The 26930-nt window shown below is 65.6% G+C and carries 23 protein-coding genes and 1 pseudogene; 17 read left to right on the top strand and 7 right to left on the bottom strand.

The window, feature by feature from the left end; genetic code table 11:
• Positions 1–668 precede the first annotated feature (668 nt).
• From GQR91_RS15685 to GQR91_RS15670, 4 genes are all read left to right on the top strand, one after another.
• Positions 669–1046, top strand: a complete 378-nt coding sequence (locus GQR91_RS15685) for a plasmid mobilization protein (RefSeq protein ID WP_149680726.1) — start codon at positions 669–671, stop codon at positions 1044–1046.
• Positions 1043–1861 (top strand): relaxase/mobilization nuclease domain-containing protein, encoded by an 819-nt coding sequence (locus GQR91_RS15680; protein ID WP_149680725.1) that lies wholly within the window; start codon positions 1043–1045, stop codon positions 1859–1861. Before GQR91_RS15685 ends, GQR91_RS15680 begins: the two co-directional genes overlap by 4 nt.
• Before the next feature lie 57 nt (positions 1862–1918).
• Positions 1919–2974: an LPD7 domain-containing protein gene (locus GQR91_RS15675; RefSeq protein ID WP_149680724.1), complete on the top strand. Its 1056-nt coding sequence runs from the start codon at positions 1919–1921 to the stop codon at positions 2972–2974.
• A gap of 113 nt (positions 2975–3087) precedes the next feature.
• Positions 3088–3726, top strand: a complete 639-nt coding sequence (locus tag GQR91_RS15670; protein WP_149680723.1) for a hypothetical protein — start codon at positions 3088–3090, stop codon at positions 3724–3726.
• Between the two features lie 40 nt (positions 3727–3766).
• Here the strand turns inward: GQR91_RS15670 and rtcR are convergent, their stop codons facing one another.
• Positions 3767–5359 carry an RNA repair transcriptional activator RtcR gene (gene rtcR, locus GQR91_RS15665; protein WP_149680722.1) on the bottom strand — a complete coding sequence of 531 codons (1593 nt, stop codon included), beginning with the start codon at positions 5357–5359 and terminating at the stop codon, positions 3767–3769.
• A gap of 257 nt (positions 5360–5616) precedes the next feature.
• Between rtcR and GQR91_RS15660 the strand changes: the two genes are divergently transcribed.
• The 3 genes from GQR91_RS15660 (at position 5617) to GQR91_RS15650 (ending at position 10098) form a co-directional block, all read left to right on the top strand.
• Complete coding sequence (locus GQR91_RS15660; RefSeq protein WP_149680721.1) at positions 5617–6843, top strand: RtcB family protein; 1227 nt, start codon at positions 5617–5619, stop codon at positions 6841–6843.
• 27 nt (positions 6844–6870) lie between these two features.
• Positions 6871–7884: an RNA 3'-terminal phosphate cyclase gene (gene rtcA / locus GQR91_RS15655; protein WP_149680720.1), complete on the top strand. Its 1014-nt coding sequence runs from the start codon at positions 6871–6873 to the stop codon at positions 7882–7884.
• 255 nt (positions 7885–8139) lie between these two features.
• Positions 8140–10098, top strand: coding sequence for an AAA family ATPase (locus GQR91_RS15650; RefSeq protein ID WP_149680719.1), 1959 nt, complete (start codon positions 8140–8142; stop codon positions 10096–10098).
• A 39-nt stretch (positions 10099–10137) separates the two neighbouring features.
• On the opposite strand, the gene GQR91_RS15645 is transcribed toward GQR91_RS15650, so the two are convergent.
• Both GQR91_RS15645 and GQR91_RS15640 read right to left on the bottom strand, forming a co-directional pair.
• Complete coding sequence (locus GQR91_RS15645; RefSeq protein ID WP_149680718.1) at positions 10138–10719, bottom strand: N-acetylmuramoyl-L-alanine amidase; 582 nt, start codon at positions 10717–10719, stop codon at positions 10138–10140.
• A gap of 110 nt (positions 10720–10829) precedes the next feature.
• Positions 10830–12851, bottom strand: coding sequence for a S8 family serine peptidase (locus GQR91_RS15640; protein ID WP_149680717.1), 2022 nt, complete (start codon positions 12849–12851; stop codon positions 10830–10832).
• 638 nt (positions 12852–13489) lie between these two features.
• Here GQR91_RS15640 and GQR91_RS15635 point away from each other — a divergent pair.
• From GQR91_RS15635 to GQR91_RS15610, 6 genes are all read left to right on the top strand, one after another.
• On the top strand, positions 13490–13798 hold the full coding sequence (locus GQR91_RS15635; protein ID WP_149680715.1) for a hypothetical protein: 309 nt from the start codon (positions 13490–13492) through the stop codon (positions 13796–13798).
• Positions 13799–13869: 71 nt separating this feature from the next.
• Positions 13870–14379, top strand: a complete 510-nt coding sequence (locus GQR91_RS15630) for a hypothetical protein (protein ID WP_149680714.1) — start codon at positions 13870–13872, stop codon at positions 14377–14379.
• Between the two features lie 52 nt (positions 14380–14431).
• The gene (locus tag GQR91_RS15625) at positions 14432–14923 is read left to right on the top strand and encodes a hypothetical protein (RefSeq protein WP_149680713.1); all 492 of its coding nucleotides are present in this window, start codon (positions 14432–14434) and stop codon (positions 14921–14923) included.
• 194 nt (positions 14924–15117) lie between these two features.
• Complete coding sequence (locus GQR91_RS15620) at positions 15118–15639, top strand: sigma-70 RNA polymerase sigma factor region 4 domain-containing protein (RefSeq protein WP_149680712.1); 522 nt, start codon at positions 15118–15120, stop codon at positions 15637–15639.
• The gene (locus GQR91_RS15615; RefSeq protein WP_149680711.1) at positions 15636–15977 is read left to right on the top strand and encodes a hypothetical protein; all 342 of its coding nucleotides are present in this window, start codon (positions 15636–15638) and stop codon (positions 15975–15977) included. The genes GQR91_RS15620 and GQR91_RS15615 overlap by 4 nt, the downstream gene beginning before the upstream one ends.
• Entirely contained in the window at positions 15974–16699 is a 726-nt protein-coding gene (locus GQR91_RS15610; protein ID WP_149680710.1) for an ImmA/IrrE family metallo-endopeptidase, read from the top strand. Before GQR91_RS15615 ends, GQR91_RS15610 begins: the two co-directional genes overlap by 4 nt.
• Before the next feature lie 81 nt (positions 16700–16780).
• Here GQR91_RS15610 and GQR91_RS15605 read toward each other — a convergent pair whose 3' ends face one another.
• The 3 genes and pseudogenes from GQR91_RS15605 to GQR91_RS15595 all read right to left on the bottom strand — a co-directional run bounded on the left by GQR91_RS15605 (position 16781) and on the right by GQR91_RS15595 (position 20113).
• Positions 16781–17647: a hypothetical protein gene (locus GQR91_RS15605; RefSeq protein ID WP_149680709.1), complete on the bottom strand. Its 867-nt coding sequence runs from the start codon at positions 17645–17647 to the stop codon at positions 16781–16783.
• Positions 17648–18008: 361 nt separating this feature from the next.
• Positions 18009–19200: pseudogene (locus tag GQR91_RS15600) on the bottom strand (IS91 family transposase).
• Positions 19201–19207: 7 nt separating this feature from the next.
• Complete coding sequence (locus GQR91_RS15595) at positions 19208–20113, bottom strand: tyrosine-type recombinase/integrase (protein WP_149680708.1); 906 nt, start codon at positions 20111–20113, stop codon at positions 19208–19210.
• A 165-nt stretch (positions 20114–20278) separates the two neighbouring features.
• Between GQR91_RS15595 and GQR91_RS19820 the strand changes: the two genes are divergently transcribed.
• Together GQR91_RS19820 and GQR91_RS15585 are read left to right on the top strand one after the other, a co-directional pair.
• On the top strand, positions 20279–20971 hold the full coding sequence (locus GQR91_RS19820) for a phytanoyl-CoA dioxygenase family protein (protein WP_149680707.1): 693 nt from the start codon (positions 20279–20281) through the stop codon (positions 20969–20971).
• Positions 20972–20980: 9 nt separating this feature from the next.
• Positions 20981–21325, top strand: coding sequence for a low molecular weight protein tyrosine phosphatase family protein (locus tag GQR91_RS15585; RefSeq protein WP_211368625.1), 345 nt, complete (start codon positions 20981–20983; stop codon positions 21323–21325).
• A 143-nt stretch (positions 21326–21468) separates the two neighbouring features.
• Here the strand turns inward: GQR91_RS15585 and GQR91_RS15580 are convergent, their stop codons facing one another.
• Positions 21469–23877, bottom strand: a complete 2409-nt coding sequence (locus GQR91_RS15580; RefSeq protein ID WP_235903811.1) for a TonB-dependent receptor — start codon at positions 23875–23877, stop codon at positions 21469–21471.
• A 182-nt stretch (positions 23878–24059) separates the two neighbouring features.
• Here GQR91_RS15580 and GQR91_RS15575 point away from each other — a divergent pair, with 182 nt between their 5' ends.
• Together GQR91_RS15575 and GQR91_RS15570 are read left to right on the top strand one after the other, a co-directional pair.
• On the top strand, positions 24060–25850 hold the full coding sequence (locus GQR91_RS15575) for an arylsulfatase (protein ID WP_149680706.1): 1791 nt from the start codon (positions 24060–24062) through the stop codon (positions 25848–25850).
• Between the two features lie 116 nt (positions 25851–25966).
• Entirely contained in the window at positions 25967–26725 is a 759-nt protein-coding gene (locus GQR91_RS15570) for an SUMF1/EgtB/PvdO family nonheme iron enzyme (protein ID WP_235903810.1), read from the top strand.
• The last annotated feature ends 205 nt before the right edge of the window (positions 26726–26930 follow it).

The raw sequence follows: 26930 nt of genomic DNA, 5'->3' as shown, positions 1-26930 counted from the left end.
GCGCGTGATCGTCATTGCCGACGAACTGATCCGGCTTGGCTTCCTGCGCTATGTCGAGGCGATGCGCGCGGCGGGGGAGACGCTGCTGTTCCCCGAATTCGTGCCCGGCGGCGATACCAAGCGAAAGCTGGGCGACGTCTTCTACAAGCTGTGGTGGATCTATATCGCGCCGACCGTGCCCGACCGGAAGCGCGGTCAGGCGATGCACTCCGCCCGCCATACCGTGTCGGACGAGCTGAAGGACCAGGAGGTCTTCATCGAGTTCCGCAACGATCTGCTCGGCCACAAGGGGGCCGGTGGCGAGGGCATGACCCGCTATCCGGGCCGTGCCTCGCTCGAGAAGCTCAAGGCCACGGTGGCGAAGATCCCGATCGTGACCGGCCATCTGCCCGACCAGCGGACCATCCGCCTCCTGCCGCAGAAACTGCGACAGGCGCGCCCAACGCGCGCGAAGGGGGACCGCGCATGACGCGCCCCGAGCCAGCCCGGCGGTCTGGGCAAGTCAGAAGCAAGAGGGTGCGCACCCAGGTGAGAAGGAGCACGCGCTCCAGCTCTCGCCTGCGCGCTGAAGAGGGAGGAAATAAGGTAGCAGGATGGGTGGTGTATGACACCACCACCCGCGGTGCGGGGCCTGCTCCGCGCCGGAGGCTTGTCGCAGGAGAAGCGGCGTGAGCCAGAATGACGCGGGCCGAGCTTCTCGGAAGGCGCGCGGCAAGCGTCCGCCGAGGAAGGATTCCGGCGACCGCATCGTCTTCCGGGTGACCGCCGAGGAGCGGCAGCGCTTGGTCAGCGAGGCCGGCGAAGTGGGGATATCGACCTACGTTCGCGCCCGTCTCTTTGGTGGCGGCGTGCGCAATCGCGATGCCCTGCGCAAGATCGCCGCGCTGCATGTCGCAGGTCGCCGCATCCAGCAGCTGGCCGAGAAGCACTACGTCCATGAGAGCGTGATCGAGGTGACGCTCGGCGATGTGTGTGCCGCGATCCTGGGGTTAGTCGACGAATTGGACGATGTGGTGGATGGCGATGAAAAGGCCGACGCCCCGTGATCGTGAAACGCATCCCGGCGCGCCCAGCCGGACGCAATGCGACCACGGAGCGGGCAAGGCATGCCCGCAACCTCGTCGACTATCTCCGGCAGCCCGAGAAGCAGAGCGAAGAGAAGGATTATCAGGTCGCTTATATGCTGCGCGAGAAGCTCGGCGGCACGAAAGGCGAGCGCCTGTTCCATATCGGTGGTCGCAACTTCGTCAGCACGGCCATCGAGGGGCAACGCGCCGAGATGATCGCCGTCGCGCAAGCGGCAACCCGCAGTCCCAATCCGATCGACCACTGGCTGCTGAGTTGGCGTGAGGGCGAGTTGCCGACGCGCGCCGAGATCGACGAAGCGGTCGGCATGTTCCTCGATCATCTCGGCGTCAGCGACCAGCCGTGCATCTATGCTTGCCATGGCGACACCGACAATCGTCACGTCCATATCGCGCTCAACCGCTATGATCCGCTTGCCCGGCGGATGATCGAGATCAACGACGGCTTCACGCTCGAGGCAGCGCATCAGGCGGTTGCCCTGATCGTCGATCGGTTCGGCTGGCAGGCCGAAGCCGATGCTCGCTATCAGGTGGTCGATGGTCGGCTGGTGATGAGTGCCGGGGCCGCGGCGCGCGTCGATACGGATCGGAAACCGATGTCGCAGAAGGCCGCGGCGTTCGAAACCCGGACGGGCTATCGTTCCGCGCACCGCATCGCCCAGGAGGAAGCCGTGCCCCTGATCCGGGCGGCGCGATCGTGGGACGCGTTGCATCGCTCGCTCGCCGAGGTTGGTATCAGCTATGACACCATCGGGACGAACGGCGTCATCCTGTAGGTTGGAAACGAGAAGGTACGAAAATCGGCCGTCGATCGGTCGATCACCCGCGTGCGCTTGGAAAAGCGCCTTGGGGATTTCGTCCCGCGGACGGCCGCCGTGGAAATTGCGGCCCGTGACGCGAAGGGGGATCGGCTAGCGAAGGCCTTCAGGGCTGATGAATATCGCGGCGAGCTCGAGCGGTGGAAAAGGTGGCAGAAAGCCAAGCGCGACGCCGCATCGTCGGAGCATGCCACCGATCGTGCACGCGCGGCTGCCCTCGCCAGGCAAAAGGTGCTCAAACGGCCCGCGCCAAATCTGGAAAGCTGGTATTATGAGCAAGGGGAAGGTGCCTTTGCCGAAGCGTGGCGTCATCGCCATAGCGCAAGGGCGTTCTCCAGCTTCGGAGTGGGGAGCGGCAAGCGCCCGGCCGATCTGCCGTCGATCGATGGATTTCGAGCCTATCCCTGCTCGGACGGCGTCCGCTACGCCCGGAAAGCCGATGGTCCCACAGCCTTCCTCGACAGGGGTGAGGCAATCGACGTGATCGCACGGAACGAGGCGGCCATGCTCGCCGCGTTTCGTCTTGCCGTCCGAAAATCGGATGGTCGTGTGATTGTGGCCGGCGATCCCGAATTTCGCGAGCGTACCTTCGCCATGGCCGTAAGATATGGCCTCGCCGATGCATTGGCGGACCCTGACCTAGCGCAGCGGTGGCGCGCGCGTCAGCCGTCGCTCCCGCAACCGGATAATGCTCTTGCTGAGCAACTTGCTCCGTCGCCCGCTGCTGCCGTTGGTCCATCGCTTTCGCCCCTCCCGCCGGCGCGACCAATCCAAGGTGCGAAGGACGATGTGCCTGCAAGCCCGGGCCAGATTGTTCCGGCCGCCTCACCATCGGCGAACGTGATCAAACGACCGATGCCCGTCGCGAAACAAACGGCGGTGCCCGAGCCCGTGCCGCAAGCAAAGGTGCTTCCACCGGTATCGACCGGGCCAGACTTGGCGCTGCCCGTGGTGGGCCAAAGCAAGCGCCAAAAAGCGCGTCATGCGAACCCGCCCCGCCTGAGCAAAGGGCAGAGCGATATAGACTTTCCCCCCGGTTTCCCGCCTCATGGGCGAGGGGCCGGGCGCTAGGCGAGCGCCGGAAGCACAAGGAGAGAAGCAGGAGTGCGCCTTGGCGGCTGTACCGTCAGGGTGAAAAAGAAGGCGACGCGTGTGCAGCCCACGCCGCCGGAGTGACAAAGACAATGAAGACCAAGAATGCGGCCGTGGTACCGTGGCACAGCCCGGCCGAGGTCATGGACATGATCTATGACGTGCGCGAACCCGGCTGTGAGGCCGTCGGCTATGCACTGCTGCGCCCGCGATCCCGGCAGAGCGTCAACCGCGTCATGGCGGTGTTCGGCAGCAAGCTGGCGCCGTTCAAGCCGGAAGCCGATGCGCCGCGGACACCGTGCGGCTTGCCCGTCACGGCCCGCGACCATCGACTGATCCTGGCGCAGGGGGCGCCTGATACCCCGCTGTGGCGGCTGTTGGAGGATTATGATGCGAACGTCCGGCCGCATCAGCGGCTGCTCGCCGCGATCCTGACCATCAAAGGCGAGTATGACATGCCTTCGCATGACCTGCTCGACATGGCGTCGGCCTATGCGGCGGTTCATCTGGCGGGCGGTCGCTGCCTGTCGACGATGGCGGTGCTGCACGTGCCCGGTGACGGACTCAGCACCGCCCGGCAGCATGTTCACCTCTGCGTATTGGCGCGGCAGCACCTGCCGAGCGGATGGGCTAGTGAGCACCCCGATCTTGCCGACACGGCCCATCAACTCTGGGCGGACGAGATCAGCGCCTTCCGCACGGGATGGAGCAGGATCACGGCGGCGGCCTGAGTGGCACGGGGCGGCATCGGCCGTCCCGTATCCTACACGGTCAGCGATCGCCCATCACGTCGGTCCAGCTCAGATCGAAGCGGGCGAGGTATTTGCGCAATCGATCGGCGTCATTGGTCGACGTGCGCTGGCGGCGAGAGGCGGCGAACAGGGTACGGCCGGCTTCGGACAGCGAGCGGCTCTCGCGACAGGTCTCCACCACATGGGCCAACTGGACCCGATCGAACGGGTCGAGCGCGTCCAACTGCTCGGGTGACAGCAGATCGGCGAGTGCATCGGGCGCGTCCGCCCCGCCCATCCAAAGGCGCTTGAGCCGCGCGATCTCGGCGGTGACGCAGTCGACATTGATGCGTCCCGACGGACTGAAGGTCGCCATGCGGGTGACGCTGGCGGCAAGGTCGCGGAAGTTGCCCGGCCAGCGCGCCTCAGCACTGGTGGCAAAAGCGAGATAGCGGTCCCGCGCTTCCTTGTTGAAGGTGATGCGGTCGCCCTCACGCTCGGCGTGGCGGTCGAGTTCATAATCGAGATTGGGTGCGATATCCTCGCGGCGCTCGGCAAGGCCGGGCAGCGCGAAGGTCCAGAGGTTCAGCCGCGCATAGAGGTCGTCGCGGAACGTCCCCGCCGCCACGCAGGCGGCAAGGTCGCGATTGGTGCCGGCGATCAGCTGAAAGTCGCTATCGACTTCGCGGTCGGCGCCCACGGGGAGGAAGCGCTTGTCCTCGATCGCGCGCAGGATCATCGCCTGTTCGTCGAGGCCCAGTTCGCCGATCTCGTCGAGGAACAGCACGCCGGTGTCTGCCGTGCGCAGCAGCCCGGCACGGTCCGCAGCGGCGCCGGTGAAGGCGCCCTTGCGGTGGCCGAACAGGGCCGACATCGCGCTATCGCCCTTCAGCGTCGCGCAGTTCACCTCGACCAGCGGCCCCTTCACCTGTCGCTTGACCCGCTTCAGTTCGTAGACGCGCCGGGCGAGCTGGCTCTTGCCCGCGCCGGTCGGTCCCATCAGCAGCAAGGGCGCGCGGCTGCGGACCGCGACCTGCTCGATCTCGTCGATCATCGCGTTGAAGGCAGCGTTACGGGTGTCGATGCCCGATTTCAGGAAGCTGGTGCTCTCGGCGCTGTCGGCAGCGAAGCGCGTGGCGATGCTGTCGTAGCGCGACAGGTCGAGGTCGATGATGTTCCACGTCCCCGCCGCGCCGCCAGGTCCCCGGGCCGGTTGCGTCTGAAGCAGGCGACCCGGCAGATAATGCGCCTCGGTCAGCAGGAACAGGCAGATCTGCGCGACATGCGTGCCGGTCGTGATGTGGACGAGATAGTCTTCCGCATCCGGATCGAACGGATAGGCCCGCGCGAAGTCGAGCAGCTTTCCATAGACCTCCTCGAAATCCCATGGGTCGGTGAAGTCCATCACCTGCATCTCGACCCGCGTTTCCGGCGACACCGAGGCGATGTCGAGCGCCACGAATGCGGCAAGTCGCGCATGCTGGGTCCCGTGGATCAGGACGAGCCGGTCGATCCGTAGGTCTTCGTGCATGGTGAGGCCGACTGTCGGCCGCCATCGGCTCCACCGCCCGGCGTCAAACTTAGCGGCATCGAGCGTCGAGCCGAGAAAACCGATAGCGACAGTGGGCTTCATGACGATACGATAGGATAAACTACGATCCTTGTCGATCGTGTCTGCTCGGGGTGTGGATCAACCCGCTCATGATCGAGAGGCCGGGAAAATCCCCCAATTACGAAGTGATAAGCAAGATTTTCGATCGTCTCGCGGCATTTGGCACGCTCCTCGCAAAGCCATGTTCGTCGGATCGCATGGTATCGAACGGTCCGACACGCGGCAGAGGCGGCCGGAATAGGCCGGCCGCCTCAAAGGTAAGTCCGAGGAGTTAGACGATGACCGCCACCGCTTACGAATACACTGACGTCCCCGGCGGGGTGCCGATCAAGGCCTGGACGCGCGGCGTGCCGGTCGAGGACGGCGCGCGGGCGCAATTGACGCGGGCGGCGCAGATGCCGTTCATCTTCAAGCATGTCGCGGCCATGCCCGACGTTCATATCGGCATCGGCGCGACGGTGGGTTCGGTGATCCCAACCAAGGGCGCGGTCATCCCGGCGGCGGTCGGGGTCGACATCGGCTGCGGCATGATGGCGGCACGGACCTCGCTGATGGCGAGCGATCTGCCCGACCATCTGCAGGGCGTCCGCTCGGCAATCGAGCAGGCGGTGCCGCATGGTCGTAGCGTCGGGCGTGGCAAGCGCGACAATGGCAGTTGGGGCAGCCCGCCGCCCGCGATCGTGTCGGCCTGGGCGACGCTCGTCCAGCGCTTCGACCGGATCTGCGAAAAGCACCCGCGGCTCAAGAACACGAACAACCTCGTGCATCTGGGGACGCTGGGCACCGGCAACCACTTCATCGAGCTGTGCCTCGACGAAGAGGCGCGGGTGTGGGTGATGCTGCACTCGGGATCGCGTGGCGTCGGCAATGCCATCGGCACCTTCTTTATCGAGCTGGCCAAGCAGGACATGCGCAAATGGCACCTGAACCTGCCCGATGAGGACCTCGCCTATTTCCCGGAGGGGACCGACCATTTCGACGATTATGTCGAGGCGGTCGGCTGGGCGCAGGATTATGCGGCGCTCAACCGGAGGATGATGATGACCAACGTCATCGCCGCCCTGCGCAAGGTCATCGCAAAGCCTTTCGAGGCGGAGTTGGAGGCGGTCAACTGTCACCACAACTACGTCACGCGCGAAAATCACTTTGGTGAGAATGTGCTGGTGACACGGAAAGGTGCGGTGCGGGCGGCGAAGGGCGTGATGGGTATCATCCCCGGATCGATGGGCGCCAAGTCGTTCATCGTCCGAGGGCTCGGCAACCCGGACTCGTTCGATAGCTGCAGCCACGGCGCGGGTCGGGTGATGAGCCGGACGGCGGCCAAGAAGCTGGTGACGCTCGACGAGCATATCGCCGATACCGCCGGCGTCGAATGCCGCAAGGACGAGGGCGTGATCGACGAGACGCCCAAGGCCTATAAGCCGATCGAAGCCGTGATGGCCGCCCAGGTCGATCTGGTTGAGATCGTCCACACGTTGAAACAGGTGGTGTGCGTCAAAGGGTGACGCACACCATTGGTCAGAGTGAATATCATGATCGAGATTGATGGCAGCGAGGGCGAAGGTGGCGGACAGATCGTCCGCAATGCGTGCGCGCTGTCGCTTGTTACCGGGGAGCCGGTCCGCATCACGAATGTCCGCGCCAAGCGGTCGAAGCCGGGGTTAATGCGTCAGCATGTCACCGCGATCGAGGCGGCGTGCGCGATCGGCAGCGCGACGTGCGAGGGGCTGGTCGTCGGCTCGTCCGACCTGACCTTTCGCCCCGGCCGGGTGGCGGCGGGCGACTATCGCTTTTCGGTGGGAACGGCAGGATCGACGGGGTTGGTGTTGCAGACGGTGCTGATGCCGCTGCTGCTCGCCGATGGTTCGTCGCGACTGGTGCTGGAGGGCGGCACCCACAACATGCTGTCCCCGCCGTTCGAGTTCATCGAGCGCAGCTTCTTGCCGATCGTCCGCCGGATGGGCGGGCAGGTGGAGGCGCGGCTGGTCCGGCATGGCTTCTATCCGCGCGGGGGCGGGCGGATCGAGGTGGATATTACCCCCGGTGCGCTCCAGCCGATCGAATGCCTGACGCGGGGAGAGGCGCTGGGCGTGTCGGCTTGCGCCTTATTCGCCGGATTGCCCATGTCGATCGCCGAGCGCGAGATCGCCGTGGTCCGCAAGGCGTTCGACTGGTCGGAGCGCGAATGCTTCATGCGCGAGTTGCCGGTAGATCAGGGGCCGGGCAACATCCTGCTACTGGAGGCGAAGTTCGAGCATGTCACCGAGATTGTGAGCGGCTTTGCGCAACTGGGCGTGACGGCGGAACGGGTCGCGAAGACGGCGGTGGGGCGGATGCGCGGCTATCTGGCGTGCGAGGCCTTTGCCGGGCCGTATCTCGCCGACCAGTTGCTGTTACCGATGGCGCTGGCGGGCGGCGGCGTGTTCACCACCGTCAAGCCGAGCGAGCATGCCCGCACGGCGGCGACGGTAATCGAGCGCTTCGCAGGGCGACGCACCCGGTTCGAGCAGCAGGCGGGAGGGGCGCATGCCGTGACGATCGGCTGACGGATTGCGAGCGTAACGACTTTCTGCTATCAACTCTGCGACCCCGCACCAACTGGCGGGCCATACGGAGACATGCTGTGTTCGACCTTGCCGCCTATTGCGGTGCATGGGTCGGCGGTCTCCGGCCTTTCGCGTAAACGTCCCACGACGTTGGCGGCGGGCCGGCATCCGCCCCCGCCGCACCTCACCCTTTCGACAGGAATGACGTCGACGCGTGCGCTTGCGCCGTCGGCCTGAGAGACGCGTGGATACGACATGGACGAACTGGATATCGTCCGGGGCCTGATGCTCCGGACGGCGGGCGCGCTGCCCGCCACGGCACCGCTTGCCAAAGCACTGCTGGAATGGGCGGAGCCGCATCGGCCCTGGCTGCTGCCCGACATGGAAGGCGAATGGAACTGGGAAACCCTGCTCGCCTGTCTCACTGCTCCGCGCGGGGGACCGGTGCGGGCGGAGGCGCTCGAACTGGCGGATACGCTGGCGCGGTTGCTGGGATTGTCGCCGATCGATGCGGGGCTGCTGCGCCTGATGGTCGCGTGCGACCGACTGCCGCGCGTCGGTGCCTTGGCGCGATTGCTCAGCCGTCACGGGCATGACCTGCCGCAACTCCTCGGCGAGACGGCCGGGGCGGGTGCGGAGGACGCGGACCGCGCGGCGCGGCGGGGTGCGGTCACGCGGCTGGGCCTGGCCTGCTTCACGGCAACCCGTGAGGGTGAGGCGGATGTCGAGATCCGCTGGACCTTGCAACGTCTGCTCGACCGGGCTCCGGCGAGCGAAGAGGCGATGCTCGATACGCTGGTCGGTCGGCGGCAGGCGGCCACGCTGGGGCTCGACGCCTTTGTGCATGTCGAACCGATCGACTTTCTCATCCGCCTGCTGCGCGGTGCGCTGAGCGGGGCGGCGGCGGGGGTCAACATCCTGATCTACGGCCCGCCCGGCACCGGCAAGACCGAACTCGCGCGTACGCTGGCGGCGGCAGCAGGCGCGGTGTTGCACGGTGTGGGTGAGGCGGACGAGGACGGCGAGGAACCCCGCCGTTGGGAACGCGTCGCGGCGCTGGCCTTGGCACAACGTCTGCTCGGCGGGCGGGGACCAGCGGTGCTGCTGTTCGACGAGATGGAGGATTTGATCGGCGATGCCAGCCCGTCCGCGGGCGGCGACTGGTTCAGTCGGCGCGAGGGAAGCAAGGTCTTCGTCAACCGGCTGCTGGAGGCCAATCCGGTGCCGGTGATCTGGACGACCAACGCGATCGGCAATGTCGATGCGGCGATCCTGCGGCGGATGAGCTTCGTGCTGCGGCTCGACCTGCCGTCGCGTGCGGCGGCGACGGCGATGCTCGTTCGGGTGGCGCGGGAGGAGCGGGTGATGCCCGGCCCTGCATTCGCCACGTTGCTCGACGCCGCGCCAGAGGCAGCGACGGTTCTGCGGATGGCGGCGCGGGCGGGTAAACTGGCCGGTGAAGAAGATGGCGGCATCGTCGCGGCCGAAGCGCTGGTCCGGGCACTGCGGGGTGGCACGCTGCCGCCGCCTGGCCCGGCGGCGTTCGACCTCGACCTGTTTGAAACCGATCGGCCGGTCGATCGCCTATCCGCGGCCATGGCAGATGGCGGGGCAAGCGACGTGTCGCTGCTACTGACGGGCCCGCCGGGCACCGGCAAGACGGCATTCGCGCATCATCTGGCACGGGCGCTCGACCGGCCGCTGCTGGTCAAGCGTGCATCCGACCTGCTGTCGAAATGGGTCGGCGAGACCGAGGCGCAGATCGCCGACGCCTTTGCCGAGGCGCGGCGGCGGGAGGCCGTGCTGTTGTTCGACGAGGCGGACTCGCTGTTGTTCGACCGCAGTACGGCGCGAACCAGTTGGGAAGTGGGACAGGTCAACGAACTGCTGACGTGGCTCGACCTGCATCCGTTGCCGGTCGTCGCGGCGACGAACCATGAGGCGGGGCTGGACCCGGCGACATTGCGGCGGTTCGTCTTCAAACTCCGGCTGAAACCGCTCGGGGCAGAGCGCGCCGCCGCCGCCTTCCTGCGTTTTTTCGGAGAGCCCGCCCCGGCATGCCTTGGCATGGTAGAGGGGCTGACTCCCGGCGACTTCGCGGTGGTCGCGCGCCAGTTGCGCCACTGGCCAGCGGCGGATGCGCTGGAACTGGTTGAACGGCTACGAGCCGAGGTCGCCGTGAAGCCTGGCCAATCGGTGCGACTTGGCTTTTGATTCGATGGGCGGGGTGGCCGCTGCCACCCCGTTCGGTTGTCAGAATGCGCCCTGGTTGGTCTTAGGCGCCTGCGCCGTTACGGCGGCCTCGAACGCCTGTTTGAGGCGGCGATCGGCATCGGTGCCCGCTTCCAGGATGATGGAATTGATGCCCATGGCGGTGCTGCCCCGCAGCGTCGGCCACGCCGTATTGAGCTCGCCGCCGGTATAGGTCATGCCGCAGATCTTCACCGACTGCGGCGCACACCAGTGCCAGGTAAGCCCCTGATCCGTGACTGCATCAGGCTTGCCGTATCGGGCGGTGAGCTGTGCCTTCATCGCGGCATCGCCCATCGCGGTTCCTGGGATGGTGACTTCGACGCGCGACACACTGTCGCCGCCTGCGATTTGGGCGAACTGGATGTCGGCGCGCTCCTGGTGTGGCCCCATGGCGATGATTTCGGCTATCCCGGCATAGGTTGGATTGGGTGCCGCCGCACCCTTGCGGTTCGCCGCTTCCACCGCAACGCGCTGCGCGAAGGATCCGGTCTTGCGCGTCTCGGTCACCTTGTACCCGGCCTGCTGCAACGCCGCCTTCACCTGCTGCGGCGTGTCGCCGAGATGGATGCCGGCCACGTCCATGGTTGCTGGATCGGCGGCATAGGCGGGTGCGGCGAAGGTGAGCAGTCCGGCTGCAACCGCTGCAAATATTATTCGGTCATACATAGTCATGTCCTTGTGATGATGCTGGATCAGCGGAGGGTCAGGCTGAGAAAGCCAGCGGTGTCCTGCGCGCCGGCGACGTGCCCGGCATCGAAGGCGTGGGCGATGCCAAGCCGCAGTGACGAGGTGGGCGACAGCGTCGCCGACCAACCGAGCGCGACGTCCATCTCGCGTGCGGTCGGTGTCAGGTCGACGCTGGTCAGGCGAGTGGCGAGCACGCCGGTCATCAGGTCATAGGCGACGGGCGCCTCGACCACCGCACGGGCGCGCTCCAGCCGAAGCGGTGATGATAGTCCGAGCGTGACGGTACCGCCGCCGAGACGATGCGCGGCGTCGACCGCGAAGGCGGTGCCGGTCATCGGACCGGTGAAGCGAAGCAGGTCCGATCCGCCATCGACCCGGGTGGTGGCGGCCGTGGCCCGCGCCGACAGCAGCACGCCTGCAACGCTGCGACTGGCCGTCAGGGTGGCCAGCGTCGTTCGGCTGCCGGACAGGGCAAAGCCAGCCGGTCCGCGTAGCCCCAGCACTTGGCCACGTTCGGTCAGGCCCGATAGCTCGACACCGAGCCCAAGTGGCGAGGCGAAAGTGACGCTGCGCAAAGCAGAGCGGCCGTCGCGCGATACGCCGGATGCAAAGGCCGCCGACCAGCCGTCGCCGCTCCACGACGAGGACGTGCCGACCGGCGCGGCGACGACACCGCGCAGGGCAGAACCGGCGATGCCCGCACCTTGCCCGATCCCGACATTGGCGCTGAAGCTGACCGTCTGTCCCGCAACAGGCGAGAAGGCGAAGGTGGCCGGGCGGCCGGAACGCGCCGCGGCCCATGGTCCGGTGGCAGCGGAGGTGAAACCGAACTTTGCGTCGCTCACACTCGTGGCGAGCCACGGCGGATCGATCGTCCCCAGCATCGCGCCTGCAAGCAACTCCGAACCCTGGCTGCGTGGTCCGGTGTTGCCAGTCATGGCGAAGTCGCGGCCATAGCGGTCGAACACCGTCATGCGGGTCACGGTATCGGTCAGTTGGCCACCGCCACCGAAGGGCCCGGACAGGCTGATCGAGGAATAGCGCGCCAGCACCATGTCGGCGGCGGCAAAGGCGCTGCCAGGTGCCTGCGCCTTCATCGCGGCCTCGACGTTGAGCAAACCAGCGCCGAAGATCTGGTCGGTACCCTTGTCGCCGAGTTCGGTCGCGGTATCGAGCAGGATGCGCGAGATCGCCTTGCCGCCGAGTTGCGGCCAGTATTGCTTGAGGAGCGCCGCGGCCCCCGCGATGGCGGGGGCGGCGAAGCTGTTGCCCGTGACCGTGGTGATTTGTCCGTCCTTGCCAACGACGCTGACGTCCGTCGCGACCACCGCCAGCGTGCGGTCGGCAAGATCGCCGGGCAGGCCATTGCCGCTGGGCGGTCGCAACGCACTGTCGACCCGGATGCCGAACAGGAAATTGTCCCTATTCTCCAGATTGCTACCAACGAGGTTGCGGGTGATTGTGCCAGGCGCAGCGCTCTTGTCGTCGACGAAGTTGGACACGGATTGCACGAGCAGCCGGTCGGCCTTGACGACGCTGTCCATGGCGGCACGTTCGTCGGCGGCGATCTGGCCGCCATGATCGCCATTCAGGCTCATGGAGATGACGAACGCCCCTTTCTCTACCGCATAGGTGATGGCGGGCGCGATGCTGGCGGCGTTCGCGCCGCTGCCTTCCTTGATGACGGACGTGGCGGTGACGACCTTGAGATCGGGAGCCACGACCTTCAGCGCGAGCAGCGTCGCGTCATAGGCGACGCCTTGCACGCCCGCGCCATTTTTCGCGGCCAGCGCGACCGAGGCGACCTCGGTGCCATGGCCCTGCACATCGTCGAGCGGGAAGGTCACCGTCTCCGGTGCACAGGTAGCGCAACGCGCGATCCGGCTCTTGAATGTCCTGCTGTCGGGTGAGATGCGGCCAGCGAACTCGGCACTGCTGGCGGCGATGCCGGTGTCGATGACCGCAATGGTCACGCCCTTGCCAGTGATGCCCTTGTCATAGGCAAAGGCCGCTTTCGCACCGACCACGGCGGCGGAAGCCTTGTACTCCGCTATCCGCAGCGCTGGGCGGTGGGGTCGGTGTAGGGGACGGCGTCGGTGTCGGGCTGGGCGTCGGCGTAGGTGCAGGCGTGGGGATTGACCCTGACGAAGCGACGCCACCGCCTCCGCCGCCACAGGCCGCGAGCAGCATCGCGGCCGAAATCACTGATGGTATTTGAAAAGCTTTCCGCCGCTGGCGGCCAAGTCCCGCAACCATACGCACCCCCGTGTCGGGCAATGCATCGGCTTCCCCAGCCGGCGGCACCGCCCCATATGAAAACGAGGCGATGCCGGCCCGTAAGCCGGGGATTGGAAACCTGTGATGAGACAGGCGCGAGCGTCTTTGGGCCCTGGAAGAGCCTTGGACATCCACGCCCGCTCCCCGGCCGAAATCTCTTTCGACCGGGCATGCGGCTACCCATCACGAGGTTTCCACGCCTCGGTCCGCCTGCTGGCGAACGGGGCTGGTGTAGGCCGAACCCGTTAACGAACCAAGTCCCGCCGTGCAGGAATGACGTTCGGGTTGCTACAACATGCGGCAGGTTGGGCCGGTTCTGACAGTACGATTTGGCATATTTCGAGACGCTTACCGTCTCCGGCAGCGACAATCTGCTGGAGAAAAGAAAATGAAGCGCCGCCGCTTCCCCGTCGTCTTTCGCCTGAGCGTGATCCTGCTGCTGACTGCCCTGATCGCGGGGCAATGGTGGCAACGCCAGCCCGCCGGCAGCATCGCCAACTGGGTGCCAGCCATGGTCGAGGTGTACTGCCCTGCTGCTGCCATCCATCGTTCCGGCACCGTCGCGGACAGCGCCCGCACGCTCGATAGCTGGGGCTATGCCGTCATCGGCAACGCCATCTTCCGCGATGGCCGCGACCGCTGTCGCGCGAGGAAGGGGAGATCGGCCGGCGCCGAGCGAAGCCCTGACGAGAAATGAAAATCGAAGGGGTCTGAACCGGACCAGCCGGTCCGGGGATCACGTACGTCCACAAAGGCTCCATGTCCCCCATGATCCACGATGTTTTGCCGACCGCCTCGGTTGCGCTGATGAACTATGTCCTTGCAGCCCTCGGCTGCGACGAACCCGCGCCGCTGTTCGGAAACTCCGGTCTGCCAGGTGCGGTCGAATGCCTCGGCCATAACGTCATCATCGCGATGACCCCCGTCACCGAGCCGATGTTCGACCAGGCGCTGCTGCGCTGTGCCGCGACGCGGCGTCGCGATACGCTGCTGATCCGCCACGGTTTTCACCCCGAGGCCATCGACCCCGTCCGCGTCGACGTCGCGCTGCGCTCGATCACCGGCCCGCTGCTGCTCACCGACCTCAATTTCTTTCGCGACCGCGACCAGGGCCTGCATCTGGTTCCGGCTCGCGGCGGGCTGTCGGTGAAGCTCGGCCGTCACGGTGTCGAGATCGGCACCCGGCTGCCCTGGAACTGCCTGTGGGACCGCGCCGCCGGACTGGAGTGCGCCGCCGCCCAGATCGTGCGCGCCTGCCGGAGCGAGCACCAGGGTTGAGATGAACGGAATGATGAACGGCCCCGATGCGGGGATGAAACAAGGAGATAGAATGATGACCGTCACCACCTTCGAAGCCGCCGTCACCCGCGCCGTCGTCAAGCTGCTGCTCGGTAGCCGCAAGCTCAAGCCCGGCGTCGTCATCACCGGCGGCGATCCGCTCGGGATCGAGGACAAGATCGAGATGGGCCGCCATGCGGTTGAGACCGATGCCGATCTGCTCCACCTCGAATATCGCGCCGGACCGAACCCGGCGCTGACCGGCATCGCGCTGTTCCTGCCGCGCGATGGTCGCTGCCACATCCAGAGCGGCTGTAACTTGTGGCTGTCGAAGTCGGGCAACCGCGGGCTCATCCTGCCGCAGGCCCATGTGCGCGGGCATTTCCGGCTCGCACCGCGCGAGATCGTGCATATCGACGGCAAGCCCGCTGAGGACATGAGCGAGGGCATCGAACGCGCCAGCGCCTGGCTGACCCGACAGGTCATGCGGCCGGGCGTTCAGTATGACGACGATCAGTGCACCCTCTGGGCGCAGGCCGCCTGACGGACCCTGGTCGAGGTCTATCACCCTATACGGACGAGACAGCGAATTCGGACACCTGCCAATAAAATTGTTACCTTCGTGTCCGAATATGCCGCCTCGTCCGTATAGGGTATGAGGAGGCCACCATCTCATCGATCGATCCAGCACCCGTTGCCGATGATGTCGACGACGATCCTCACCTGACGGTCGACGAGATGCGCGAACGCCTGCAGGCGCTGACCAAGGATCAATACCGGCGTCTTGTCCTGCGATCGCAATATCTTGTCCGCGAGCAGCGGATGCTTGCAGCAGATCTCCGCCAGGAGGCGATCTGCCGAGCGCTCGATGGTCGTCGCAAGTGCCGCCAGAGCTGGGATATCGTCACGTTCCTCAACTGGGTCATGCGCAGCATGATCCGCGACGCCTACCGCGACGAAGCGGAAGGACGGACGCTGGTTCTTTACGATGACCTCGACGCGGCGAGCTTGGATAACGACGTGGCCTCGTTCGAGCAGATGACGCACGATCCGATCGACGCTCGACGCACGATCGCGGACATCCGGGAGGCGCTTCGTTCCGACCCAGGATTGCTCGCTTTGCTTGATGCCGTCATCGCCGGAAAACGCGGTGAGGAGCTACAGAACCAGTTCGGGATCGACGAGAAGGGGCTTGCGGCCCTTCGTAAAAGAATGAACCGCGCGATTGGTCGCGCCGGTAAAGCAAAGAGGGTGTCATGACCGACGAAGACGAAGTCGCGCGGCTGCGCCTGCTGGATGAATTTCTCGAAGAGGACGAACCCGACCTCGACGACTGGCACGCCGAGCTCGACGCCGCCGAACTGAAGGTGAAGAAGGCGCGGCTTCACGACATTCGCGCGATGCTCGACCGTGACGCCGGCGCCTCCGTCGTGTCGATCGATCGCGCCCGGCTTCGTGCTGAGTTGCAGAAAGCGATGGCGAGCGACATCGATACGCCGCTGACGCTGGCGGCACGTGGCACCCATCCCGACGACTGGGACACGCTGATCGACGATCTGGCCGAGCTGGAACGGATGGATGCCGACCAGCCGAAATGACGAGCCTGTCGCCAGCGGAACGGCTGCTCCAGGATCTTGGCATCACCGAACCGGATGAGATCGACGTCGAGGTGATCGCCTGGTCCGTCGGCGCGTGGGTTCGCTATCGCGCGCTGCCGCAAGGTGATGCACGGATCGTCGGCATGGTCGACCGGGCCATCATCACGGTCGATGATAGGGCAAGCCGCGTGCGGCAACGCTTCTCGGTCGCGCACGAGCTTGGCCATTGGCACCATCATCGCGGCCAGCGGCTGATCTGCCATGATGCGTCAGGAAATGCGCCGGACCACACTTGCGAGCGAGACGCCGACCGCTACGCCGCCGAACTGCTGATGCCGTGCTCCATGCTCGTGCCGTGGATGGCGGAAGCGCCGATGTCGGTCGCGCTGATGGACAGTGTTGCCCGGCTTTTTCAGGTGAGCAGATTAGCGGCAGCGCTGCGACTGGCCGACATCCACGCTGGCCGGTTCGCCCTCATTGTTGATGAGCCGGACGGGCGTCGTTGGTTCAAGCGATCGCCCGCTTTGCCCAGAGGGTGGCATTTGCGGCTGGATGTCTCGACGGGTAAAGAAGGCAGCGAACCCGTATCCCAACCGAAGCAATGGTCGGTGCCTGCCCAACGTCATTTTCGTGGTCGAAACCTGAGCGGCATACGGCTCCATTGCGAAACGCTTCACGCTGCCTCAGGGCAAAGGCTGACCCTCATCACTGTCCCAGTGTAACGCCAGCTGGCGGCCGTCTGGAAAGCCCAGCCTGCTGCAATCACTGGTGGTAAGCTGACGGTCCGTTTAGGAAAGAGCCGCCTATTGTTTGGTCGCTATCTCATCGTTCGGAGCCATCCATAGCTCCTCATGCGGGAAAGGTAGCCGAATGCTGGCAGACCACTTCTTGCCATCGATCTTGACAGCCCCCTTCTCCCTTCGAGCGGCGAGAAATGAGCGAAGGGCAGGCAACTCGGAGGATGGAATGAAAATGCTGTATGAGTCACCGCGTTTCCGCGTTGCCGGACTTGCGAGAGCAGGCCATCGCTTAGGCCAGATGATTGATGAATCAGGCGCGTGCTCGTAAGGCCAAACCATAACTTCTACTTCTCTAGGAAGCCAAGGATTGGCACTTGGCGCAGAAAAGTTGCGCAATCTATCGAACGCTTCGAGGACAGTGTCTGGCAACTTGGCCCTTACCTGAACGTCGTTCAAGGAACCATACACGGTGATGTATAGCGGCACCTTTCGGCCATACAGGAGCAAATTGTTGCCTGGTTGATCGGTCCAGTTTGCTGCTTCATAGTGACCGGAGAGAGCGACCAATTCTGGACTAGAAAACCCCTCGATCAAGGCATTCAACTCGGTTCGATTTAGCTTGACTGCCCCATAATCGTCCTTTCGCCGAAACAATACCGTTCCATCACTGTAAAGTGCAAAGGTCGGTGAATCCGAACCGACCACCATTTTCCACGGATCAGTCGAAAGCAAGACAATGAGTGGACTTGGCGTGGATGATGCTCGAGCCGTAGCAAGCGCCGCCGGGCGCTCGAAGAAAGCGGCCCGGGATTTATCGGGTTTTATGGCTGCCGTTTTGCCGGGAGGTATCGCGTCTCGGCATCCGGCCAACCCAGCCAGAAGCGAACAGGCAGCAGCCAACGCAATACGGAGCACAAGACGGCTGGCCATCGTCATAGGCTTACCGAATGACCGCTTTAGAGCAAGGAGTTCAAAGGCGCGAATGTCCACTCCTGGATGGAAATCGGGCACCGGCAGGTGTACGATATCCTCCAAAGCAGGAGCCGCGGGTCGCGAGCGGTGGGCTATGGGGAAAGCGGTTTCCCGGAGGCTGGCTGGGCAGTGCGACGTCCGGTGGAATGGGCCGTGCGAGGCCGCGGCGTGGCACTCGGGAAGAACCTGCGGCATGGATATCGGGTAGGACTGACGGTCTGGGTGAGCGTTGATGTGGCTGGCGATGTCGCTGGTGCGAGCGGCACGGACGCCGGAAGCGGGGGGACCGCGTGGCGGGGGAAGATCGAGCCATGCCGGATCATGGTGTGATGGTCCCGGTTGAAATGACGCTGTACGGCGGGGCACGAGCCGGGCACCAGCGTTCGAAGGTCTCGATGACGACCATGCGCCCTCCGCAGCACGGGCATGGCGGGCGGGTATCTTCTGGCTCGTCTGGCACGGCAGCCGGCGGCGGAGTGACCCCGAGCAGTTTGCGGGCGCGTTCGATATGGGCCTTGCGGGTGGGGCCGGCGAGCAGGCCATAGTGGCGGATGCGGTGGAAGCCCTTCGGCAGGACGTGGAGCAGGAAGCGGCGGATGAACTCGTCGGGGCTGAGCGTCATGACCTGCTGCCGCTCGGCCCCCGGCGCGGCGATAATCCTTGTAGCGGAAGGTGACGCCGGTCTGGTCGAAGCGCAGGAGCCGGCTGTTCGAAATAGCGACGCGGTGGGTGTAGCACGACAGATAGGCCAGCACCGTCTCTGGCCCGGCGAATGGCGGCTTGGCATAGACGACCCAACGCTTCTTCCGAACCGGAGCTAGGTGCCGCAGGAAGGTGCGCCGGTTGGCAAGGTGCGCGAGGCTGCCATGGAAGCCGAGCCGCCCGGCGTCGTGTAGCGCCGTCAGCCGGCTCAGGAACAGGCGGCGGAACAGCTTGCCGAGGACACGCACCGGCAGCAGGAACGCCGGGCGTGACGACACCCAGCGGCTGCCATCCGGCGACAGCCCGCCGCCTGGAACAACCATGTGGATGTGCGGATGGTGGGTCATCGCTGAACCCCAGGTGTGCAGCACTGCGGTGATGCCGATGCGCGCGCCGAGGTGCTTCGGGTCGATGGCGATGGTCGTCATCGTCTCCGACGCCGCCTGGAACAGCAGCCCGTAAACCGCCGCCTTGTTCTGGAGGGCGATATCGGCAACCTCGGCGGGCAGCGTGAAGACGACGTGGAAGTAGCCGACCGGCAGCAAGTCGGCCTCGCGCTCGGCGAGCCAGGTGCGTGCGACCGCGCCCTGGCACCGCGGACAGTGCCGGTTGCGGCAGGAGTTGTAGGAGACCCGCCAGTGCCCGCAGTCAGTGCAGGCTTCGACGTGCCCGCGCATGACGGCGGTACGGCAATGCTCGATGGCCGACATGACCTTGAGCTGGTCGAGGCTCAGATGCCCGGCACGAGCAGCCCGGTATGCAGAACCGGCAGCGCGGAAGATTTCGGCGACCTCGATGGAGGCGCGCATGCGGGCGTCACCCGGCCGGCGTCCTGTCGTCCATCAGCGCCATCAACTGGTCGAGCGGCCCGGTCACCGCGCGGATCGTGCGCGTCGCGACCTTGGTGTAGAGCGCGGTGGTCTCGAGCTTGCTGTGCCCGAGCAGCACCTGGATGACGCGGATGTTGACGTCCTGTTCGAGCAGATGCGTCGCGAAACTGTGCCGCAACGTGTGTGGACTGACGCGCTTGCGGATGCCCGCTGCCTCGGCCGCTTCGCAAACGGCGCGGTGCAGCTGCCGGGTCGAGATCGGGTCGGTGTAGCTGCGGCTCGGGAACAACCAGCCGTGCGGTAGCAGGACACTGCGCCGCTTTCCCTCACGCCACCAGAGCCGCAGCAGCTCAAGCAGTTGCGGCGACAGCATCGCATTGCGGTCCTTGCGACCCTTGCCCTTCTCAATGCGGATGAGCATCCGCCTGCTGTCGATGTCGTCGGCCTTGAGGTGCGCCACCTCCGACACGCGCAGGCGGGCGCCGTATGCCACGCCGAGCGCGGCCCGGTACTTGATGCCCGGTGCCGCCTCCAGCAGCCGTCCGGCCTCATCGACGCTCAGTACATCCGGCAGTTTCCGGGGCCGCGGCGCCAGCACCAGCTTGCGCGACAGGTCGGGCCGGTCGAGCGTCACCCCGAACAGGAAGCGCAGCGCCGATACCGTGGCGCCGATAACGGACTCGCTGGTGCCGTGCTCGCGCTGGTGGGCCTGGAAGCGCCGTACATCCTCTGCCGTTGCGGTATCCGGCGAGCGTTTAAGGAACGCCGCGAAGGCGCGAACGTGGCGGACATAGTCATGCTGCGTCCGCGCCCGCATCGAACGCATCGCCATGTCGTCGAGCATTCGCTGACGCAGCGGGGTGACAGGTGCTTCGGTCGGTGACGTCGTCATGACAGGGTTCCTCTTGTTGAAGGAACTCCATCGTCTGCCCCCGATGCCGCAGGGCCAAACCTCAGCGCTGACGCGTTACCTCCACCGCGAACGTCAATGCCGCGCAGCGGCTTCGTGCTGTGAGTCGGGTCGACGCCGAGGGTAGGTCGCGCTAGCCTCAGCCTCATGCTCTCAGCCGTCTGCCGCTCCGCTGACCTTACCCTCAACGATGATGGCGCCCAGCTGTTCGCGCAAGCTCTGGACGAAGGTACGTGCGGTCGCCTCGAGACTGCCTTGGTCGCGCTGCCGACGAGCAGGCCGGGCGTGCGGATAGGGGAGGGGCGGCAGCTGCGACCCTTCCTTGGTAACGCTGGACCGATTGGCGTGATCGCGGTGTCTGCGCTTGGGGAACAGGCTCGCCCCGTACGTGCAATCTTGTTCGACAAGACCGCAGAGAGGAACTGGGCGCTCGGCTGGCACCAAGACCGCACGATCGTCGTCGAGGAGCGTATCGACACGGAGGGGTACGGTCCGTGGACGGTGAAGTCCGGGCTGATCCAGGTGGAGCCGCCATTCGAGATACTCGAGCGCATGGTGACGCTGCGCGTGCACCTGGATGCGATTGACGAGCGCAACGCGCCGCTACGCATCGTGCCCGGCTCGCATAGATTGGGGCGCCTGCCCGAAGCAGAGATCGGACGAGTTGTGACTACCTTAGGCGAGCGGCTCTGTCTTGCCGAACGGGGTGATGTTTGGCTCTACGCCACGTCAATCGTTCACGCCTCGCTAGCGGCCGATCCGCCTCGACGGCGTCGCGTCCTCCAAATCGACTTCTCGGCTGACGCGACCCCAGGCCCGCTCGCCTGGCGCGGCGTGTAGGGGCCAGGGTTGAGGCATCCCCGCATTCGGACGGTGCTGTTCGTGTGCAGTCAGAACAGGCTGCGCAGCCCCACCGCCGAACAGGTGTTCTCGTGCCGGGAGGATCTGGAGATGGACTCTGCCGGCACCAATCACAACGCCGACAATCCGCTCACGGCCGAGTTAATCGCATGGGCCGACGTGATCTTCGTCATGGAGAAGGCGCATCGCAACAAGCTGCTGCCACGCTACCGGGCGGCTCTCGGGGGCAAACGCGTGATCTGCCTCGACATACTGGACGACTACGACTTCATGCAGCCCGAACTCGTCCAGCTACCGAAGACCAAGGTGAGCCGCCACTTGCCTGCGATGTAAGTGGCCCAACCATCAAAGGCTTGATCGACCGGCTCAGCATCGCGACTGAGCTGTCGCGCCGTTCGGCTTAACGAATGGATGAAGTCGGGAAATGAGTGAGGCAGGCTGAACGGCCGAAAGTGGGTCGAAGAGGCGACACAAAGCTAGAATTTCGTTCGCAGCGTCGCTCCATAGGTGCGCGGATCACCCAGAGTGCCGGTGATCGCGCCGGTATTGGCCGCGCCGCGCGAAAGAAAATAAGTCGAGTTGGTGATGTTGCGGCCCCAGAACTGGATGTCGAACAGGCCGTTCAGCGTGCGGATGCCGAAACGGATATTAATCAGGTCATAGGACGGGATGGCGGAATAGCGGCTGAGGCTCGCGCTGGTGTTGGTCGCCGAGCGATAGCTGTAGTCGGATCCTAGATACATTTCGGTATCGTGCGCCCCAGTCAGGCCTAGTGGCGTCCGCACCTCGCCGCCCGTGGAGGCCGCCCATTTGGACACGCCCGGCAGCGGCCGCCCGCTCAGGTTGCAGATCGCTTGGCCGGTGATCTCGATCGGGCAGGGCGCATTGGCGTAGGAGATGTAGCGCGCATCGTCGTAGGTGCCCGAGGCGTAAAGGCTGAGCCAGCGCGTCGGCGCGGCGCGCAAGTCCGCCTCGAACCCACGGGTGCGGACCTTGGCCGCGTTGGTGAAGAAGCTGACGCCGTTGCGCTCGATATCGACGATGGTGGTCTGGTAATCCTTCACGTCGGTCCAGAAGGCGGCGATGTTGGCTGTCACGCGCCCGCCCGCCCAGGTCGTCTTCGCGCCGGCCTCGTAGCTGTCGATCGTCTCTGGGCGGATGACGGGGTTGGCGGCGAACTGACCGGTCGTGGTGATGTTAGCCAAATTCAGGCCGCCGAACTTGTTACCGCGCGCATAGGTGACATAGGTCAGAAGCGGTTCGGCGACCTTCCACGACAGCGTCGCCTGGCCCGACAGGCGACCTGCCTTCGTCTCCGCCTGGTAATAATTGGCGATGCCGTAGCGCGAGCGGATCGTCTGCGCCGCCGCCTGCTGCGCCGGCGTCAGCGCGACGAGCGAGGCGCCGGTCGCGCCCTGGTCGAAATACCCGGATTTCGTCTCGTAGGTGTAGCGCAGGCCGGTGGTCAGATCGACGCCGGGCACGACGTGCCACACCGTCTGCGCGAAGGCGGCATAGCTGTCGGTGACCGGGCGCGAGTGGCTGACGACGTTGTAGCCATTCAGTGCCGCGGCGCCGACGGCCGCATTGGTCGTCGGCGGCAGGAACCAGTCGGCTGCGCGGATGCCATAGAGGTTCACCGCCTCTGCCTCGATCGACTGGTAGAGATAGTAGAGGCCAGCGACGTAATCAACGCGGCGGTCGCCGTTGGAGGCGACGCGCAGTTCCTGGCTGACCTGTTTTTGCTCGTTGCTCTGGTGGAAATCGGCGCCGGCATCCAGGCTGGTGCTGTCCCCGTCGTTATGCGGGTACCAGTTCCACGCGCGATAGGCGGTGACCGAGGTCAGCGTCGCCGCGCCCAGATCCAGATCGGTCGTCACGTTGAGGCCGTGCTGGTTCATCCGATAGCGCGGATCGGCGTCGACGTCGGTCGTCCGCAGTCGCGGATCGGCGGGAACGGGCGTGTAGCCCAGGCGGGCGGCGCGGTCGTAATAGTTGTTCACGAAGTTCGTGCCGTTGGCATAACTGCGGATCGCGCCCAGCAGAATGCTGCTGGCGGTGAAGGAACTCTGCCGTCCCCAGTCGCCAATGATGCGCAGCGTCAGCCGGTCGGTAGGCTTGTAGAGCAGCTGCCCGCGTAGATTCAGGTCGTGGAAGCTCTGGCCATAGCGCCCGTCGAAGTGGTTGAGCGTGAAGCCGTCGCGATCGGTCTTCGACACGAACAGCCGCGCCGCTAGCGTATCGGTCAGCGGGCCGGAGATGTAGGCGTGCAACTGGCGGAAATCGTAATTGCCGATGCTGACGTCGCCGCCGCCCTCGAAATCGAAGGTCGGCTGTTTGGTTGTCACCACCACCGCGCCCGCCGAGGTGTTCTTGCCGAACAACGTGCCCTGCGGCCCGCGCAGCACCTCGATCCGCTCCAGGTCGGCTAGGTCGAACACGGTCTGGCCGGGGCGCGCCAGATAGACGCCGTCGAGATAGACGCCGACCGCCGGCTCCAGCCCGTCATTATAGACGGCGACGTTGTTGCCCAGCCCGCGGATGTTGATGCTGGTATTGCGCGGATTGGTGTTGGTGACGACTAGGCTGGGGGTCAGCTGCTGCAGGTCGCGAAGATTGTAGGTGCGTGTCGATTCGATTTGCGCGGCGCCGAACGCGTTGATCGCGATCGGCACGTCCTGGCTCTTCTCGGTGCGGCGACGGGCGGTGACGAGGATATCCTCGCCGGCACCGGCCTCCGCGCCGCCCCCCGCCGTCTCGGCGGCTGTGCTGCCCGAGCCCTGATCGGCAATGATAGACGCCTCCTGCGCGACGGCCGGCATGGCGGCGAATGCTGCACCGAGAAGGAGGGCGGCGCGGCCTGCGCGGCGAATGCGATGCGGCATGAACGGTCTTTCGGATCGGTGGCTCGGGATGCGGCGACGCCGCGTCTGTATGGCTAGAAAGCTGCACTACCGAAACGAACCAACTAATTCCCATCAATCTGGTAGAGAATCTTTATTGTCGTTCCCTGACCTAGGGTTATGCAGGCGTGTACGTTGCACGCGCGACATCGACGGGAGCAGATATGAGCCGCATTCGATTTCTGGCAGCCGCCGCTATTCCGGCCCTGATTGTGTCCGTCTGCGCCACTGCGACGGCTGCGCCGGCCCAAGCACCGGCGCCGCAGGGCGCGCCCAATTTCCTCGTCATCGTCGCCGACGATCTCGGCTGGTCGGACCTGGGTGCGTTCGGCGGTGAGATCGCGACCCCGAACCTCGATGCGCTGGCGCTGTCGGGCGTTCGCTTCACGGGCTTTCACACCGCGCCGACCTGCTCGCCAACCCGGTCGATGCTGATGAGCGGGGTCGACAATCACGAGGCTGGACTGGGAACGATGGCCGAGCTGCTGAGCGATGCCACGCGCGGCCGGCCCGGTTACGAGGGCTATCTCAACGACCGGGTCGCCTCGATCGCGGAGCTGTTGCACGCGGGCGGCTATGCGACGGTAATGGCGGGCAAGTGGCACCTGGGCCTGACCCCCGATCGCGAGCCGGCGGCGCGCGGGTTTGAGCACAGCTTCGCGCTGCTCCAGGGACTGTCCAATCATTTCGGCGCCGACCAGAACGAGGGCTGGGCCAAGGCGGGGCTCGCTCCCAGCTATCGCGACGACGGCAAGCCGGCCGCATTCCCGGTCGGGAGCTTCTCCGCCGACTATTTCGCCGATCGGCTGATCGGCTATCTCGACGCCGCGGCGAAGGCGGGGGACCGGCGGCCCTTCTTCGCCTATCTGCCCTTCACTGCGCCGCACTGGCCGCTCCAGGCGCCGGACGAGACAATTGCGCGGTACAAGGGCCGCTACGACCAGGGTTACGAGGCGCTGCGCGCCGCGCGACTGGCGCGGCAGAAGCAGCTGGGCCTGGTGCCGGCCGACGCGGTCGCGCACGTCACCGAGCAGGTCCGCCCCTGGGCGTCGCTGAGCGCCGGGGAGCGGGCGATTGAGGCGCGCAAGATGGAGGTCTATGCGGCGATGGTCGACCGGATGGACCAGAATGTCGGCCGAGTGATCGCTGCCTTGAAAGCGCAGGGCCGCTACGACGACACCATCATCCTGTTCTTCTCCGACAACGGGCCGGAGGGCAACGCGATCGAGGCGCCGAGCCCGCGGTTCAAGGTCGCCAGGCCGGGCGACACGCCGCCACCTGGCGGTCCGGACGCGCCGCAGGCGCCCGATCCCGCGCTCGGCATCGACAACAGCTTGGCCAATATCGGCAAGCCAACCAGCTATGTCGGCTATGGCCCCGGCTGGGCGCAGGCCAATTCGGTGCCGTCCTGGCTGGTCAAGGGCTATACGACCGAGGGCGGCATCCGCGTCAGTGCCTTCGCCGCGGGCAAGGGCGTGAGCGGCGGCGGCGGACGCATCGCCACCGCCAATCTCGACGTGCGCGACGTGGCACCGACGCTGCTCGACTATGCCGGGTTGAAACAGCCCGCGCAGTTCGCCGGCCACGCGATCCTGCCGCACGAGGGGCGTAGCCTGCGTCCGGTCCTGTCCGGCGGCGCTGCCGCGGTGCGCAGCCCGACGGATACGCTCGGTTACGAACTCTTCTTCCGTCGTGCGCTGCGCAAGGGCGATTGGAAGGTGGTGTATTTGCCGGCCGGCACCAATCGCTACACGCGCAAGGGCGTTAGCACCGGCCGCTGGCAGCTGTTCGACCTTGCGGCCGATCCCGGCGAGACGCGCGATCTCGCGACGGAACAGCCGGCGCGGCTTGCCGAACTGGTCGCGGCCTATGACGGCTATGCCAGGGCCAAGGGGGTGGTGCCGCTGCCGGCTGCCGATCCGGCACCGGCAACGCCGCCGGGCGCGCGGCCGTGAGAGGTCGGGCCGCGCTATTGCTGGCACTCGTCGCCGCGACCACTGTCGGCGCCCGTACACCGCCCCGATCTTTGTCTCCGTCCGCCCGCTGCCTGACGGTTGATACGCGCCGGTTCGTGGCGGCAGGAACCGTCCTGCTGGGCGAGGATGGTCCGGGTCGTTCGGGCGAGGCGACTAGGGTCGATGCCTTCTGGATCGATGCGCACGAAGTGACCAATCGCCAGTTCGCCGACTTCGTCGCGGCGACCGGGCATGTCACGCGCGCTGAGCGAGACGGCGCCTCGGCGCTGTTCGTGTCGCCCACCGAGCGTGTATCCCTCAACGATGCGTCGCGCTGGTGGCGGTTCGTCAAGGGCGCGGACTGGCGGCATCCGGAGGGGCCCGGCAGCGACTTGGCTGGCAAGGCGGATGTCCCAGTCGTCCATGTCGATCGCGATGATGCGGCTGCCTATGCCCGTTGGGCCGGAGGCACGCTGCCCAGCAGCGCGCAGTGGGAACACGCCGCCCGCGGCGCCCAGCACGCGGGGCGCGACCCACTGAGTTGGGCGTTCAAGAACGGCAAGCCGCGCGCCAATGTATGGGAAGGCGTATTCCCGATCCGCGACACCGGCGATGACGGCTATGCCGGTATCGCGCCGGTGGGTTGCTTCGAGCCGAACGACCTGGGCATCTACGACATGGTCGGCAATGTCTGGGAATGGGTCGCAGGCAACGCCGCGATGGGGCTGGTGAAGGGCGGCAGCTTTCTTTGCGCGATGAACTATTGCGCCAATTTCCGCCCCGCTGCCTACCAGGCGCAGGAACGTGACTTGCCGACATCGCACATCGGATTTCGAGTGGTCTACACCAAGCCTACTGATGAAGTTCGATCTTAGATACTATGTACCTGCGAAATGCTATATGAGGAGACGGATCACGCCATCGTCGCCCTCCGCTTTACCTGAACCCTAGGTTGTATAACGTTTTCGGTGATCAATAAGTTAATTTTGTTCACTAGACGTGCGGCGGCTTTCGGCACGTTCCAAAAGTAGCGGGAATGACCAGCAATGGGTCGTTCGTTAGTCTGGCAAGCTTAGGATC

The sequence above is a fragment of the Sphingomonas carotinifaciens genome, assembly GCF_009789535.1.
GTDB lineage: Bacteria > Pseudomonadota > Alphaproteobacteria > Sphingomonadales > Sphingomonadaceae > Sphingomonas > Sphingomonas carotinifaciens.
Note: the sequence above shows the minus strand (reverse complement) of the source record. Positions and strands in the feature narration are given on the sequence as shown.